This window comes from Streptomyces griseoruber, assembly GCF_001514205.1.
GTDB classification, from domain to species: domain Bacteria; phylum Actinomycetota; class Actinomycetes; order Streptomycetales; family Streptomycetaceae; genus Streptomyces; species Streptomyces griseoruber.
In genome coordinates this window covers 255,809-270,471 of sequence record NZ_KQ948771.1, presented here as the reverse complement: position 1 = coordinate 270,471, position 14,663 = coordinate 255,809, and the positions used below count along the sequence as shown (strand labels likewise).

Here is a 14,663-nt window from a genome sequence, read left to right as displayed (position 1 = left end):
TATATGGTCATGATTGACGGGTTATCGGCAGACCGAGGAGGCCCCTTTGCCAGGACCCGTCACCCACCCCCGACCACCCGTCCACGTCCGAAGAGCCGCCGGGGCCGTCGCCTCGGCGGCTCTGCTGCTGCCCCTGCTGGGCGCGGCGCCGTCGGCCGCCGGGACCGAGGCACCCCGTCTGCAGCAGGCCTTCGCCACGGCCGCCGCCCGCTACCACGTGCCGCAGAGCGTGCTGCTGGGCGTCTCCTACCTCCAGTCCCGCTGGGACACCCACGCCGGGGCGCCCAGCGTGACCGGCGGCTACGGCCCGATGCACCTCACGGACGCCCGTACCGCCCTGGCCACCACCCCGCACCACAGCGAGGCCACCGAGGACGCCCGGGGCGACGACGCCCGCCGGGCCCGGCATCCGCAGGTGCGGCTCCCCGAGGGCGACGAGATCCCGGCCCGGCTGCGCACCCTCCCCCGGGCCGCGCGGCTGACCGGGCTGAGCGCGGCGAAGCTGCGCAAGGACCCGGCCGCCAACGTGGCGGGCGGCGCCGCGCTGCTCGCCGACGCCCAGGAGTACCTGGGCGAGCCGCTGAGCGAGGACCCCTCGGACTGGTACGGCGCGGTGGCCCGCTTCTCGGGCGCGGACGACAGCGAGACCGCCGCCGCGTACGCCAACGACGTTTACGAGGTGATGCGCACCGGCGAACGGCGGGTCACCGACTCCGGCGAACTGGTCGCGCTGGCCGCGCAGCCGAACCTGGACCCGCGGATCACCCAGCTGAACCGGGCCGGTCTGCGCCAGGGTTCGGCCGAGGGCACCGAGTGTCCGCCGGGGGTGTCCTGCGAGCGGATCCCGGCGCCGTACGAGGCGTTCGGCGCCAACGACTACGGCAACCACGACGAGGCCGACCGGCCCGCGTCCTCGGCCATCCGGTACATCGTCATCCATGACACCGAGGGCGGCTGGGAAGGCGTCATCAACCTGGTCCAGGACCCCACCTACGTGTCCTGGCACTACTCGCTGCGCTCCACCGACGGTCACATCGCCCAGCACGTACGGGTGAAGGACGTGGCCTGGCACGCGGGCAACTGGTACGTCAACGCGAACTCGATCGGTCTGGAGCACGAGGGCTTCCTCGCCCAGCCGGACTCCTGGTACACGGAGGCGATGTACAAGTCGTCGGCGCGGCTGGTGGCGTTCCTGGCGGCGCGGTACGGCATTCCGCTGGACCGGCAGCACATCCTCGGCCATGACACCGTGCCCGGCCCGACCGCGGCGAACGTGGGCGGTATGCACACCGACCCGGGCCCGTACTGGGACTGGCGGCACTACTTCGAGCTGCTGGGCCGGCCGCTGGAGCCCACGGCGCTCGCGGGCAGCGGGGTGGTGACGATCCGGCCGGACTACGCCACGAACCGGCCCGCGTACCTGGACTGCGGCGGCAAGGGCAAGGCGTGTGCGGCGCACGGCTCCAGCGCGGTGCGGCTGTACTCCGACCACGACGAGAAGTCGGCGCTGATCGCCGACCCCGGTCTGGGCGGCAGCCCGACGACCGGGGTGAACGACCTGTCCTCACGGGTCTCCACCGGCCAGCAGTTCGCGGTCGCGGGCACCTGGGGCGACTGGACGGCCGTCTGGTACCTGGGCCGTAAGGCCTGGTTCAGGAACCCGCAGTCCAAGCCGACGGCGGTGCCCTCCCACGGCGTGCTGATCACGCCGAGGGCGGGCCTGGACAGCGTCCCGGTGTACGGGCGCGCCTACCCCGAGGCCTCGGCCTACCCGGCGGGGGTCCCGGTGCAGCCGGTCTCCGCGCTGCCGTACACCCTGCCGAAGGGCCAGCGGTACGTGGCCGGGGACAGGGTGCCGGGCGAGTACCTCTACGCGGGCGCCTTCGACCCCAGCACGCACCGGGTGGTCGAGGGCAAGGACCTGTACTACGAGATCCAGTACGGCCACCGGGTGGCGTTCGTCCGCACGGCGGACGTGACGGTCGTCCCGGCGTCCTGACGCCTCAGCCCTGCTGGAACAGCTCCGCCGGGAGAGGCTTCAGCAGGGCGTACAGGTCGTCGGTGATGGGGCGGTCCCAGGCGGCGATGGTCACCAGGACGTTGTCGCTGCGGTCGAACTGGACGCAGGAGATCCGGCCCTCGGAGAGCTTCAGCCGCCGCACGATGAGCAGGTTGTCGCCCTGCATCACCGGCATGTCCTCGGTGCCGACGACGGTCACCTCCTCGTCGTTCTCCAGCGCGAGCAGCAGCTGGGCGACCTCGAAGGGGATCTCGCCGTCGGCGACCTCGCGGGCCGGTGAGCCCTCGGGGAGGTTTCCGATGATCATCGCGGGGCCGCGGCCGCCGAACAGGTCGTAGCGCAGGAAGACGCCCTGGCAGCTGCCGTCGGGGGCGGGCAGCAGGCCGGCGCCGAGGTTGCCGGGCCAGTCGCCCGGGTCCATGGCCAGCACGTCGAAATCGGGGCCGGCGGGGGTGGCGCTGCGGCGGCGGAGGAACGACATGCCGCCATCGTACGGCCACGGGAGGATCGGCCGGGTTTCGCGTGCGGGTGGTTTGGGGTGGTTTGGGGTGGTTTGGGGTTGATGGCGCAGTTCCCCGCACCGCTTCGGTCGGACAGCGTCCCGTTGGTTATCAGTTCGCGATCTTCTTGTGGCGTTCCGTGTGACAGGTGGAGCACAGACCATCGGCGGCGGGAGGGATGGGCGGCGGTCGGCAGGAGGCGGTTCGCGTCGGCGGGGCAGGAGTCGGCACCGGGGACGAGGTCGGGGCGGGCCCTGCCCCAGGTGGTGCGGCCGGGACGGGCTTCGCGCACGCCGTACGCCGTACACCCCGGAGAGCCGGGCCCCGCCGAGGTCATTCCTCGGCCGGGACCGGTGGCACCACGGCGACCGGGCTCGCCGCGTGCAGCAGGACGGCCTGGGTGACGGAGCCGAGCATGCGGGCGGGGGCGAGCAGCCGGCGGCGGTGCCGGCCGACCACGACCAGCTCCGCGTCCCGGGAGGCGGCGACGAGGAGTCCGGCCGCGTCGCCGGGGGTGGGGACGGTGTCCACGCGGACGCCGGGGTGCCGCGCGCGGTGCGGGGCGAGGAAGCCGTCGGCGAGGGTGCGGGTCTCGTGCTCGATGGCGTCCTGGTCGTAGACCGTCGTGGGCAGGTCGCCGGGGGCGACCCAGGTCTGGATCGGCCACGGGTAGGCGGCGACCACGTGCAGGCGTGCGTCGCGCAGGGCCGCCTCGGTGAAGGCGAGGTCGAGGGCGGCGTCGTCGGGGCTGTCGGTCTTGAGGCCGACGACCACCCGGGGGCCGGGCTCGACGGGCAGGGTGATGTCGACCGTGCGGTCCGGCCGGGGCACGATCACGACGGGGCATTCGGCGTCCCGGGCCGCGCTCAGTCCGTTGGAGCCGAGCAGCAGGCTGGCGAAGCCGCCGCGGCCGCGGGAGCCGAGCACCAGCAGGTGGGCCTCGGCGCCGAGTGCGGGCAGCAGGACACCGGGGGCGCCGTCGAGGCCGGCGTACTCCACGTCCGGCAGTCCCTCGACGCCCGCGAGCCGGGCCCGGGCGTCGGCGAGGACGGGGTCGCCCTCCGGCGGCGGGGGCACGGGGAGCGCGGCACCGGGCGGTGCCCAGGCCACGTGGTGCCGTACGTGCGCCACGCGCAGGGGCGCCGCTCGGCGGCGGGCGGCGTCGGCGGCCCAGTCGAGGGCGCGCAGGCTGTCGTCGGAACCGTCGACCGCCGCGACGACCGGCAGGGTGCTCATGGTCCTCACCTCCGGAGAACGACCTTCGTCCTGCTGGGGCCAGCCTCGCTCAGCCGGGGCCCCGGGGGGACGTATGGGGTCGCGTGTCCGGAAAAACGGACCGAACACCCCCGATCAGGTCAGGTCGAACTCTCCCTCCCGCGCGCCCGAGACGAAGGCGCCCCACTCGGCCGGCGTGAAGATCAGGGAGGGACTCTCGGGGCGCTCGCTGTTGCGCATCGCGATGAATCCCTCGACGAAGGCGATCTGGACATCCCCCCGCCCCCGGCTGCTGGACTGCCACTCGGCGTTGCTGAGGTCCAGCTCAGGCTTGTCCCAGCCCATGAGCGGCTGTTGCTGGATGGTGCTCTCGGCCACGTCCGTGCTCCTCCCGGTTCGTCGTCCGCGGGCCAGCCTAGCGATCGGTCCCGGGTGCCGACAGAGCACATGACGGGTGCCTTTCAGGACTCGGGTGGCCGCGCTCCCACGAGCCACATCGAGAAGAACTGCGAACCGCCGCCGTAGGCGTGTCCGAGCACCTTGCGGGCCCGCTCCAGCTGGTGTTCCCCGGCCTGTCCGCGCACCTGGAGGGCGGCCTCCGCGAAGCGGATCATGCCGGAGGCGCCGATCGGGTTGGTGGACAGGACACCGCCCGACATGTTGACGGGCAGGTCCCCGTCCAGCTCGGTGACCCCCGACTCCGTGAGCTTCCAGCCCTCGCCCTCGGCGGCGAAGCCGAGGTTCTCCAGCCACATCGGCTCGTACCAGGAGAACGGCACGTACATCTCGACGGCGTCGATGTCCCGGCGCGGGTCGCCGATGCCGGCCTGGCGGTAGACGTCGGCCGCGCAGTCCTTGCCGGCCTGCGGGGAGACGGCGTCCTTGCCCGCGAACAGGGTCGGTTCGCTGCGCATCGCGCCCCCGAGCATCCAGGCCGGCGGCCGGGGTGAACGGGCCGCGCCCGCACGGTCGGTGAGGACCATCGCGCACGCGCCGTCGGAGGAGGGGCAGGTCTCGGAGTAGCGGATCGGGTCCCACAGCATCGGCGAGGCCTGGACCTTCTCCAGGGTGATGTCGTGCTCGTGCAGATGCGCGTACGGGTTCTTCAGCGCGTTGCGCCGGTCCTTGTAGGCCACCAGCGAGCCGACGGTGTCGGGCGCGCCGCTGCGCCGCATGTAGGCGCGCACGTGCGGGGCGAAGAAGCCGCCGGCCCCGGCCAGCAGGGGCTGCTGGAAGGGAATCGGCAGGGACAGGCCCCACATGGCGTTGGACTCGGACTGTTTTTCGAAGGCGAGGGTGAGGACGGTCCCGTGGACGCGGGCCGCGACCAGGCCTGCGGCGACCAGTGCCGTGGAGCCGCCGACGCTGCCCGCCGTGTGCACCCGCAGCATGGGTTTGCCCACCGCGCCGAGCGCGTCGGCGAGGTACAGCTCGGGCATCATCACCCCCTCGAAGAAGTCGGGCGCCTTGCCGATGACCACGGCGTCGACGTCCGCCCAGGTCAGCTCGGCGTCGTCGAGGGCGCGCCGGGCGGCCTCGCGGACCAGTCCGGCGATCGAGACGTCCCGGCGGGCCGCCACGTGCTTGGTCTGGCCGATCCCGACGACGGCCACGGGTTCCTTGCTCATCGCGGATCCCCTTCGAGTACGGCGACCAGGTTCTGTTGCAGACACGGGCCGGAGGTGGCGTGGGCGAGGACCCGGTCGGACTCGCCCCGGTGGACGGCGGTGGCGGCCTCGCCGATGCGGATGAGTCCGGCGGCCATGATCGGGTTGGCGGCGAGGGCTCCGCCGGACGGGTTGACCCGGACGTCGTCGCCGAGCCGGAGCGCCTTGCGCAGGACGACCTCCTGCGAGGTGAAGGGCGCGTGCAGTTCGGCGGTGTCGACGGGCCGTGCGAAGGCACCGGCCTTCTCGGCGGCCAGCCGGGTGGAGGGCGAGTCGGTCAGGTCGCGCACGCCCAGCGCGTGGGCCTCGATACGGTGGTCGATGCCGCGGATCCAGGCGGGGCGTTCGCACAGCTCACGGGCGCGTTCCCCGGCGGCGAGGACCACGGCCGCGGCGCCGTCGCCGATCGGCGGGCAGTCGCCGGTGCGCAGGGGGCGGACGAGGTAGTCGCCGTGCGGGACCGGCCCCCGCAGCTGGGCGTGCGGGTTGCCGGCCCCGTCGGCCCTGCTGCGGGCGGCGATCCCGGCGAGGGCGGGCTCGTCGGTGTCGCCCGCGTCGATCAGCGCCTGTGCCTGGAGGGCGGCGAGGGCGACGGAGTCGGGCCACAGGGGGGCGAGGTAGTAGGGGTCGAGCTGCCGGGTGAGCACGTCCCGCACCGACCCGGGCGAGGACTTGCCGTAGGAGTACACCAGCGCGGTGTCGGCGTCCCCGGTCAGCAGCTTCGTCCACGCCTCGTACAGCGCCCAGGCGCCGTCCATCTCCACATGGGACTCGGAGATCGGCGGCCAGGCGCCGACGCCGTCGAGGGCGAGGGTGAAGGAGAAGGCGCGGCCGGCGAGGTAGTCGCTGGAGCCGGAGCAGGTGAAGCCGATGTCGGCGGTCTTCAGGCCGGTCCGCTCCAGCACGTCGTGCAGGACCGGCATGAGCATCTCCACCTCGGAGTGCTCGGCGGTGCCGCGCAGGGTGTCGCTCTGCCCGAAGGCGACGACGGCGATCTCCCGGTCCATCTCCCCGGTCACAGCAGCTCCTTGTACGTCTCGTAGTCCGCGTCGGGCTCGCCGGTCGGCCGGTAGTGGTCCGGGTAGCGGCCGCCGTCCGTCCACACCGGTTCGACCCGCAGGCCCATCCGCACCTGGTCGTACGGGATCCCGCCGATGCGTCCGTGCAGCGCGAGGTCGGCTCCGTCGAGGGCGATGTGGGCGTAGACGTAGGGGACGTCGATGTCGAGGTTCTTCGCCTTGATGTTGACGATGCAGAAGGTGGTGACGGTGCCGGCCGGGCCGACCTCGACCTGCTCGGTGGTGGCGACGCCGCAGGTGGGGCAGGCGCCGCGCGGTGGGACGTACACCTTGCGGCAGGAGGGGCAGCGCTCGCCGACGGTCCGCCGGCCGGAGAGGGCGGCGATGTAGGCGGACTGGGCCCGGCCGGGCGAGTAGGTGTAGTCGAGCCGGGCGTGGGCGACGATCCCGGCGACCTTGTCCTCGAACGCGCCGTCGCTGCCGCCCGGTGGGACCGGCTCTCCGTCGTACGGCTCGAAGCAGGCGATGTCGGTGATCGCCCCGGTCCGTTCCCCGGCCCAGCGGATCCGTACCCGCATCCCGGTGCGGACGGCTTCGGGGGCGGGGACGTCGAGGGCGTGCAGCAGGGCGGTGTCGGCGCCGTCGAGCCTGACGAGGACCCAGGCGAAGGGGGTGCCGAGGGGCTGCCCGCGGCGCGGCTCGTGGTTCCAGGCCCAGGTGGTGACCGTTCCGGTGGGCGCGACCTCGACGAGGTCCCGGAGTTCCTCGGCGGTGACGGGGTCGTACTCGACGGGTGGCACGAGGGTGCGCCCGTCGGCGGCGGCGACCCCGAGGACGACCCGCTCCCGCAGCCCGGTCAGAAAGGCGCTCTGGACGGGCCCGAGGGAGCGGGTGAAGGGGAACTCGACGACGAGGGGGGCTGTGAGGACTTCGGGCACGGGGGGCTCCTCAGACGCGCTTGTAGACGGGGGTTCGCTTCTCCGCGAAGGCGCGGGCGCCTTCCTTGGCGTCGGCGGTGTCGAACACCGGCCAGCCGCGCTTGAGTTCGGCGGCGAGACCGTCGGTCTCCGTCAGCTCGGCGGACTCGTACACCGACGCCTTCACGGCCTCGACGGCCAACGGCCCGCAGCCGTTGATCCGTTCGGCGATCTCCAGGGCCTTGTCGAGTGCCTGGCCGTCGGGGACCACATGGCCGATCAGGCCGATGCCCGCCGCCTCCCGCGCGGTGTACGGCCGGCCCGTGAGCAGCATCTCCAGGGCGTGGGTGCGCGGGATCTGCCGTTGCAGGCGGACGGTGGAACCGCCGATCGGGAACAGACCGCGCCTGACCTCGAAGAGACCGAAGGTGGCGGACTCGCCGGCGACGCGGATGTCGGTGCCCTGGAGCATCTCGGTGCCGCCCGCCACGCAGTACCCCTCGACGGCGGCGATCACGGGCTTGCGCGGCCGGTGATGGCGCAGCATGGCCTTCCAGTGCAGGTCGGGGTCGGCCTTGAGCCGGTCGCGGTGCTGCTCGCCCGCCATGCCGTTCCCGGCCAGGGCCTTGAGGTCCATGCCGGCGCAGAAGCTGCCGCCCGCCCCGGTGAGGACGACCGAGCGGACCGCGTCGTCCTCGTCGGCCTCGAGCCAGCCGTCGTACAGACCGACGAGCATGCCGATCGAGAGCGCGTTCTTGGCCTCCGGCCGGTTGAGCGTGAGCACGAGTGTGGCGCCTTCGCGCCGCACGGTGAGGTGTTCGGTTCCGCCCATCGCACATCTCCCCTCGGAAAGAACGAGAACAGGTTGCAGGAGGCGTGAAGGCACTTCAAGAGTTTTCTGACACTCAGTCAGATTTCTTGGCGCGGACCCTTCCCAGTTGTCGCGCCCTTTGCTCTGATGACCGGCGAACCGTTGCAGGAGCCGGGGCGTCCAGGGTCAGGAGGAGCAGTGGAGTACAACCTTGCCGACCTGTTCGAGTCGGTCGTCGACGTGGCGGCGGACCGCGAGGCGCTCGTGTACGTCGACCATCCGGGCACCGGCACCGAGCGCCGGCTGACGTACGCGCAACTGGACGCGGCGGCCAACCGGATCGGCCACCACCTCCTGGAGAGCGGGATCCGCCCGGGCGAACACGTCGGCCTGCATCTGTACAACGGGGTCGAGTACCTCCAGACGGCGCTGGGCTGCCTGAAGGCGCGCATCGTGCCGGTGAACGTCAACTACCGTTACGTCGAGGACGAGCTGGTCTACCTCTACCGGGACGCCGATCTGGTCGGACTGGTGTTCGACGCGGAGTTCACGGAGCGGGTCGCGGCCGCGCTGCCGCAGGCCCCGGCGCTGCGGCACCTGGTGTGCGTCGGCCCGGCGGGCGAGGGGGTCACCGCCTTCGCGGACGCCGAGGCGGCCGGCTCACCGGAGCGGGGCTTCCCGGACCGCTCGGGCGACGACCAGTTCATCATCTACACCGGCGGCACCACGGGCATGCCCAAGGGGGTGATGTGGCGCCAGGAGGACCTGTTCTTCTCGGGGTTGGGCGGCGGGGCGCCGACCGGGGAGCCGGTGAAGAGGCCGGAGGAGCTCGCCGAGCGGGTCGCGGCGGGCGGCTCGGGGATCACCTTCTTCCCCACTCCCCCGCTGATGCACGGCACATCGACCCTCACCGCCTTCATCGGCTTCAACTTCGGCCAACGGGTGGTGCTGCACCGCAAGTTCGTGCCCGAGGAGGTGCTGCGGACCATCGCGAAGGAGAAGGTCAACGCGATCTCCCTGGTCGGGGACGCGATGCTGCGGCCGCTGATCGACGCGCTGGAGGGGCCGATGAAGGGCACCGACTGCTCCTCGGTGTTCAGCGTGTCCTCCTCCGGGGCGATCATGTCGGACACCGTCCGCGGCCAGTTCCGGGCGCTGCTGCCGAACGCGATGCTGCTCAACAACTTCGGGTCCTCCGAGTCCGGCTTCAACGGCACCGCGACGGAGGACTCAGGCCCCGAGCGCGGCTTCCGGATCCGGGTCAACTCCCGTACGAAGGTGGTCGATCCGGTGACGTTCGGGCCGATCGCCCCCGGCGAGGTCGGCCGGGTCGCCCAGCACGGTCACGTCCCGCTCGGCTACTACAACGACCCGGTGAAAACCGCCGAGACCTTCTTCGAGAGGGACGGCGAGCGCTGGGTGCTGCTGGGCGACATGGCCACCGTCGACGAGAACGGGGTGGTCGTCGTCCTGGGCCGCGGCTCCCAGTGCATCAACACCGGCGGCGAGAAGGTGTACCCCGAGGAGGTCGAGCAGGCGCTGAAGTCCCACCCGGACGTGTACGACGCCCTGGTGGCCGGGGTACCGGACGTGACCTGGGGCAACCATGTGGCGGCGGTGGTGCAGGTGCGCACCGGGGCGCCGCACCCCTCCCTGGAGGAGATCCAGACCCACTGCCGGACCCGCCTCGCGGGCTACAAGATCCCCCGTCAACTGGTGATCGCCGACACCATCCGACGCTCGCCGAGCGGGAAGGCGGACTACCGGTGGGCCCGGGAGGTCGCGGCGGCGGAGAGCCGGTGAGAGGAAGACTCGGTCGGCCCCTTGCCTGACGCCCCTCGGCCTGGATTACTGATCCACGGCGACTCGACCGAATGATCGGTCGCCCGGATCGGTCGCGTTCAGGCCATGTGCCGAGGGAGGGCTCCCATGACGGACACGAGGGACCTGCTGGACGAGGGTGAGCGTCTCGACGGGGCCGCTCTGCGGGCCCTGCAGCTGGAGCGGCTGCGGGCCACCCTGCGGCACGCCTACGCGCAGGTGCCCTTCTACCGGGAGTCCTTCGACAAGGCGGGCGTCCACCCCGACGACTGCCGGAGCCTCGCCGATCTGGCCCGCTTCCCGTTCACCGCGAAGGCGGACCTGCGCGCCCAGTACCCGTACGGGATGTTCGCCGTCCCGCGCGAGCGCGTCCGCCGCATCCACGCCTCCAGCGGCACGACGGGCCGCCCCACGGTGGTCGGGTACACGGACGGCGATCTGTCCCTCTGGTCGGACATGGTGGCCCGTTCGATCCGCGCCGCGGGCGGCCGCCCGGGCGACACGGTCCATGTGGCCTACGGCTACGGCCTGTTCACCGGCGGGCTCGGCGCGCACTACGGCGCCGAACGCCTCGGCTGTACGGTGATCCCCGCGTCCGGCGGGATGACCTCCCGTCAGGTCCGGCTGATCCAGGACCTGGAGCCCCGGATCATCATGGTGACCCCGTCGTACATGCTGACCCTGCTGGACGAGTTCGAGCGGCAGGGCGTCGATCCGCGGTCCACCTCGCTGCACGTGGGGATCTTCGGCGCCGAGCCGTGGACGGAGGCGATGCGGCGGGAGATCGAGGAGCGGTTCGCGATCGACGCGGTCGACATATACGGGCTGTCGGAGGTGATCGGTCCGGGGGTGGCGCAGGAATGCGTGGAGACGAAGGACGGCCTGCACATCTGGGAGGACCACTTCTTCCCGGAGGTCGTCGACCCGATCACGGGTGAGGTCCTGCCGGAGGGCGAGGAGGGCGAGCTGGTGTTCACCTCCCTCACCAAGGAGGCGATGCCGGTGATCCGTTACCGGACCCGGGATCTGACCCGGCTGCTGCCGGGCACGGCGCGGGTGTTCCGGCGGATGGAGAAGGTGACCGGCCGCAGCGACGACATGGTCATCCTGCGCGGGGTGAACCTGTTCCCGACGCAGATCGAGGAGATCGTGCTGCGCACCCCGGGTGTCGCGCCCCATTTCCAGCTCCGGCTGACCCGGGAGGGCCGCCTCGACGCGCTGACGGTGCGCGCGGAGGCCCGCCCCGGCGCCGGCCCCGGGGACCGCGACAGCGCCGCGCAGGCCATCGCGGCGGCCGTGAAGGACGGCATCGGGGTGTCGGTGACCGTGGAGATCGTCGAGCCGGAGTCGCTGGAACGGTCGGTGGGGAAGATCAGGCGGATCGTGGACGAGCGCCCGAAGGAGTAGCTCCCGCCCCCCGGGGTCACGTTCCGAACCGGTCTCGCAGCTCCCGCTTGAGGATCTTCCCGCTGGCGTTGCGCGGCAGTTCGGCCACGAACAGGACCCGCTTCGGGGCCTTGAAGGAGGCGAGCTTCTCCCGGGCGTGTGCGAGGAGTTCGTCCTCCGTGACCTCGCCGCGCGGGACGACCACGGCGGTCACCGCCTCGATCCACTTCTCGTCGGGCAGGCCGATCACCGCGGCCTCGGCGACCGCCTCATGGGTGTAGAGGGCGTCCTCCACCTGACGGGAGGCGATCAGGACTCCACCGGAGTTGATGACGTCCTTCACCCGGTCGACGATCGTGAAGTAGCCGTGGGCGTCCCGCACGGCGAGGTCCCCGGAGTGGAACCAGCCGTCCCGGAAGGCCTCGGCGGTCTCCTCGGGCTTCTCCCAGTAGCCCTCGCACAGCTGCGGGGAGCGGTAGACGATCTCGCCGGGCGTGCCGTCGGGGACCGCCTCGCCGTTCTCGTCCACGACACGGGCGTCCACGAACAGGACCGTGCGCCCGCAGGAGTCCATGCGGCCCTTGTGCTCGTCCGGGGCGAGGACGGTGGCGAGCGGGCCGATCTCGCTCTGTCCGAAGCAGTTGTAGAAGCCGAGCTTCGGCAGGCGTTCGCGCAGCCGTTCCAGGACGGGCACCGGCATGATCGACGCCCCGTAGTAGGCCTTGCGCAACCCGCTGAGGTCACGGGTGGCGAAGTCGGGGCGATGGGCGAGGCCGATCCAGACCGTGGGCGGCGCGAAGAGGCTGTCGACGCGGTCCGCCTCGATCAGGTCGAAGAGCTGGTCGCCGTCGGGTGCGTCGAGGACGAGGTTCGTGGCGCCGACCGCGAGGTACGGCATCAGGAACACATGCATCTGCGCGGAGTGGTACAGCGGCAGGGAGTGCCCGGGGCGGTCGCCGGCGCTGAGGTCGAGGGCGGTGATCGCGCTGAGGTACTCGTGCACCAGCGCCCGGTGGGTCATCATCGCGCCCTTGGGCAGGGCGGTCGTGCCGGAGGTGTACAGGAGCTGGACCAGGTCCTCGGAGCGCGGCTCGGGGCCGTCGTACGGCTCGGTACCGGCCAGCCGGGCCAGGAGCGAGGCGTCGGCGTCGCGCAGGGGCAGCGTCCGCACGCCCGCCGGGAGCCGGTCCTGGAGATCGGGATCGGCCAGCACGAGGGCGCTGCCCGACTGCTCCACGATGTACGCGAGGTCGTCTCCGGTGAGGTTCTGGTTCACGGGGACGTGGACCAGGCCGGCGCGGGCGCAGGCGAGGAAGGCGATGAGGTAGGCGTCGGAGTTGTGGCCGTAGGCACCGACCCGGTCGCCCCGTTCCAGCCCTTCGCCGAGCAGGACGGCCGCCGCGCGCGAGACCGCGTCGTCGAGCTCCTGGTAGGTCCAGGTGCGGTCGCGGTACTCGACCGCGACGCGTGCCGGGGTGCGGTGGGCGCTGCGCCGCAGCACCCCGTCGACCGTGCTGCCGTGTCCGGACGTCATGGCACATGATCCTCGGCTTGCCACCGGGACAGGTCAAGTCGGGCCCGCCCGGCCGGTGTCAGCTGCGGTGGGGCGGGCCGGCGATGACGTCGGCATCGGGCGGGACCCGGTCCCGCGTATCGAGGAGGCCCGCACGAACGTGACGAGGGCGGCCGCCGCCGTGGTCAGGAACCCGGCCACCAGCAGCACCGCCATGGCGGCCGAGGGGTGGAGGGGGGCGCGTCCGTCGTAGGCCGTGACGGTGATCGCGGTGAAGGCGGCGGCGTAACCGAGGGCCGCGATGCCCGTCACGGTGCCGGCCGCACGCTCGCCGAGCCGGCCCGCCTCGCACAGGATCGCGAGCACGGCGAGGAGTTGCAGTCCGTGCAGGCCGACGGCGTGGGCCAGTTTGGCGCTGCCCGCGGCGCCGAAGAGCAGCTCGTGGGGAACGTGTCCCGTCTCGTCGAACACCTGCTCGCCGACGGCGGCCATCCGCTGCCCGATGGCCCCGGCCGCCAGCACGCCGGCCAGCCCCACGAGCACCGCGACCCGGGACGCCGGGCGGCCCTCGAACCGTACGAGCGCGGCCACGCACAGCACCACCACCCCGAGGACCAGCAGCACGACGAGATCGCCGATCGCGCTCCAGACGGCGGCGTCGGTGGCGGTGGCCCGGTTGAAGTGGGACGCGGTGCCGCGCCAGCGCTGGGCGGTGATCAGCGCGGTCTCGCCCACCGAGGTGAGGACGACCAGCCCCGCACCGGCCCGGATCCACCAGCGGACGGCGAGCTGGCGAAGGATCCGGACCGCGGCCCACGCCATCAGCCCGAAGGACACCCCGAACACGACCGGCTTGCGCCAGGACACCGGCCCCCACCAGGGCGCGAAGTCGACGAGCGCGACCACGCCGTGCACGGCGCCGGACGCCACCATCGCCGTCCCGCACCACCACAGCAGCCGCTGGTAGCGGTCGACCGGCCGCACGGCCCGCCACACCTCGCTCGCGTACCCGCCCAGCACGTTCATGCGCGCCCCCGTCGTCTCGCCGTCCGCCTGCCGACGGAAGGGACGGTAGGACGGTGTCCGGCCCGGGGCGTCCCCCCGCCGGGGTACCCCCACGGGGGTACGCCTCAGACGAGCCCGGAGCGGTGGGCGATGGCCACGGCACCGGCGCGGTCGCGGGCGCCGATCTTGTGCAGGATGCGTTTGACATGGGTCTTCACGGTCGACTCGGCGATGCCGAGGCGGCCGGCGAGTTCGGCGTTGGTCAGCCCCTCGGCGACCAGGCGCAGGATCTCGGTCTCGCGGGAGGTGAGGTGCCGCAGCCGGGCGTCGTCCGGGGCGCCGCCGCGCCGGGTGACGAGACGGTCCACGAGGGGCCGGGTGACCAGCGGGTCCAGCAGGGTGTGTCCGGCGGCGACGGTACGGACGGCGTCCACGAGCCGTTCCGGCGCGGCGCGTTTGAGCAGGAAGCCGTGGGCTCCCGCGCGCAGCGCCCGCCACACGTACTCGTCGTCGGGGAACGTCGTCAGGACGAGGACGCGGGTCGCGAGCCCGGCGTCCACGATGCGTGCGGTGGCCTCGATGCCGTCGTGGCCGGGCATGCGGACGTCCATCAGGACGAGGTCCGGTGCCAGTTCCCGGCACAGCTCCACCGCCCGTACGCCGTCGCCCGCCTCGCCGACGACCTCGATGCCGGCGGCTTCGAGCACGACGGCGACACCGGTGCGCAGCAGGGGGTCGTCGTCGGCGAGCAGGACACGCAGGGTCATGGGCGTCGCACTCCGGAAGTCC

The 14,663-nt window shown here is 72.5% G+C and carries 13 protein-coding genes; 3 read left to right on the top strand and 10 right to left on the bottom strand.

Annotation, left to right across the window (positions count from 1 at the left end; all coding sequences use genetic code 11):
- Positions 1-46: 46 nt before the first annotated feature.
- Positions 47-1,999, top strand: a complete 1,953-nt coding sequence (locus AQJ64_RS23555; protein ID WP_055637144.1) for an N-acetylmuramoyl-L-alanine amidase — start codon at positions 47-49, stop codon at positions 1,997-1,999.
- 4 nt (positions 2,000-2,003) lie between these two features.
- Here the strand turns inward: AQJ64_RS23555 and AQJ64_RS23550 are convergent, their stop codons facing one another.
- The 7 genes from AQJ64_RS23550 to AQJ64_RS23520 form a co-directional block, all read right to left on the bottom strand.
- Complete coding sequence (locus AQJ64_RS23550) at positions 2,004-2,501, bottom strand: hypothetical protein (protein ID WP_055637143.1); 498 nt, start codon at positions 2,499-2,501, stop codon at positions 2,004-2,006.
- Positions 2,502-2,853: 352 nt separating this feature from the next.
- A complete protein-coding gene (locus AQJ64_RS23545; protein ID WP_055637142.1) occupies positions 2,854-3,756 on the bottom strand; it encodes a universal stress protein in 903 nt (300 codons plus the stop codon).
- A 114-nt stretch (positions 3,757-3,870) separates the two neighbouring features.
- On the bottom strand, positions 3,871-4,113 hold the full coding sequence (locus AQJ64_RS23540; protein WP_055637141.1) for a DUF397 domain-containing protein: 243 nt from the start codon (positions 4,111-4,113) through the stop codon (positions 3,871-3,873).
- Between the two features lie 83 nt (positions 4,114-4,196).
- Entirely contained in the window at positions 4,197-5,363 is a 1,167-nt protein-coding gene (locus AQJ64_RS23535; protein WP_055637140.1) for a thiolase domain-containing protein, read from the bottom strand.
- Positions 5,360-6,409, bottom strand: coding sequence for a thiolase domain-containing protein (locus AQJ64_RS23530; RefSeq protein WP_055637145.1), 1,050 nt, complete (start codon positions 6,407-6,409; stop codon positions 5,360-5,362). Before AQJ64_RS23530 ends, AQJ64_RS23535 begins: the two co-directional genes overlap by 4 nt.
- Before the next feature lie 8 nt (positions 6,410-6,417).
- Positions 6,418-7,359 (bottom strand): Zn-ribbon domain-containing OB-fold protein, encoded by a 942-nt coding sequence (locus AQJ64_RS23525; protein ID WP_055637139.1) that lies wholly within the window; start codon positions 7,357-7,359, stop codon positions 6,418-6,420.
- A 10-nt stretch (positions 7,360-7,369) separates the two neighbouring features.
- Complete coding sequence (locus tag AQJ64_RS23520) at positions 7,370-8,170, bottom strand: crotonase/enoyl-CoA hydratase family protein (protein ID WP_055637138.1); 801 nt, start codon at positions 8,168-8,170, stop codon at positions 7,370-7,372.
- Between the two features lie 177 nt (positions 8,171-8,347).
- On the opposite strand from AQJ64_RS23520, the gene AQJ64_RS23515 reads away from it, so the two are divergent.
- Positions 8,348-9,952, top strand: coding sequence for an acyl-CoA synthetase (locus AQJ64_RS23515; RefSeq protein WP_055637137.1), 1,605 nt, complete (start codon positions 8,348-8,350; stop codon positions 9,950-9,952).
- A 126-nt stretch (positions 9,953-10,078) separates the two neighbouring features.
- Positions 10,079-11,377, top strand: a complete 1,299-nt coding sequence (gene paaK, locus AQJ64_RS23510) for a phenylacetate--CoA ligase PaaK (protein WP_055637136.1) — start codon at positions 10,079-10,081, stop codon at positions 11,375-11,377.
- A gap of 16 nt (positions 11,378-11,393) precedes the next feature.
- Here paaK and AQJ64_RS23505 read toward each other — a convergent pair whose 3' ends face one another.
- From AQJ64_RS23505 to AQJ64_RS23495, 3 genes are all read right to left on the bottom strand, one after another.
- Positions 11,394-12,890 (bottom strand): acyl-CoA synthetase, encoded by a 1,497-nt coding sequence (locus tag AQJ64_RS23505; protein WP_055637135.1) that lies wholly within the window; start codon positions 12,888-12,890, stop codon positions 11,394-11,396.
- Between the two features lie 33 nt (positions 12,891-12,923).
- Positions 12,924-13,895 carry a hypothetical protein gene (locus tag AQJ64_RS23500; protein ID WP_055637134.1) on the bottom strand — a complete coding sequence of 324 codons (972 nt, stop codon included), beginning with the start codon at positions 13,893-13,895 and terminating at the stop codon, positions 12,924-12,926.
- Positions 13,896-13,999: 104 nt separating this feature from the next.
- Positions 14,000-14,641, bottom strand: a complete 642-nt coding sequence (locus AQJ64_RS23495; RefSeq protein WP_055637133.1) for a response regulator — start codon at positions 14,639-14,641, stop codon at positions 14,000-14,002.
- Between the last annotated feature and the right edge of the window lie 22 nt (positions 14,642-14,663).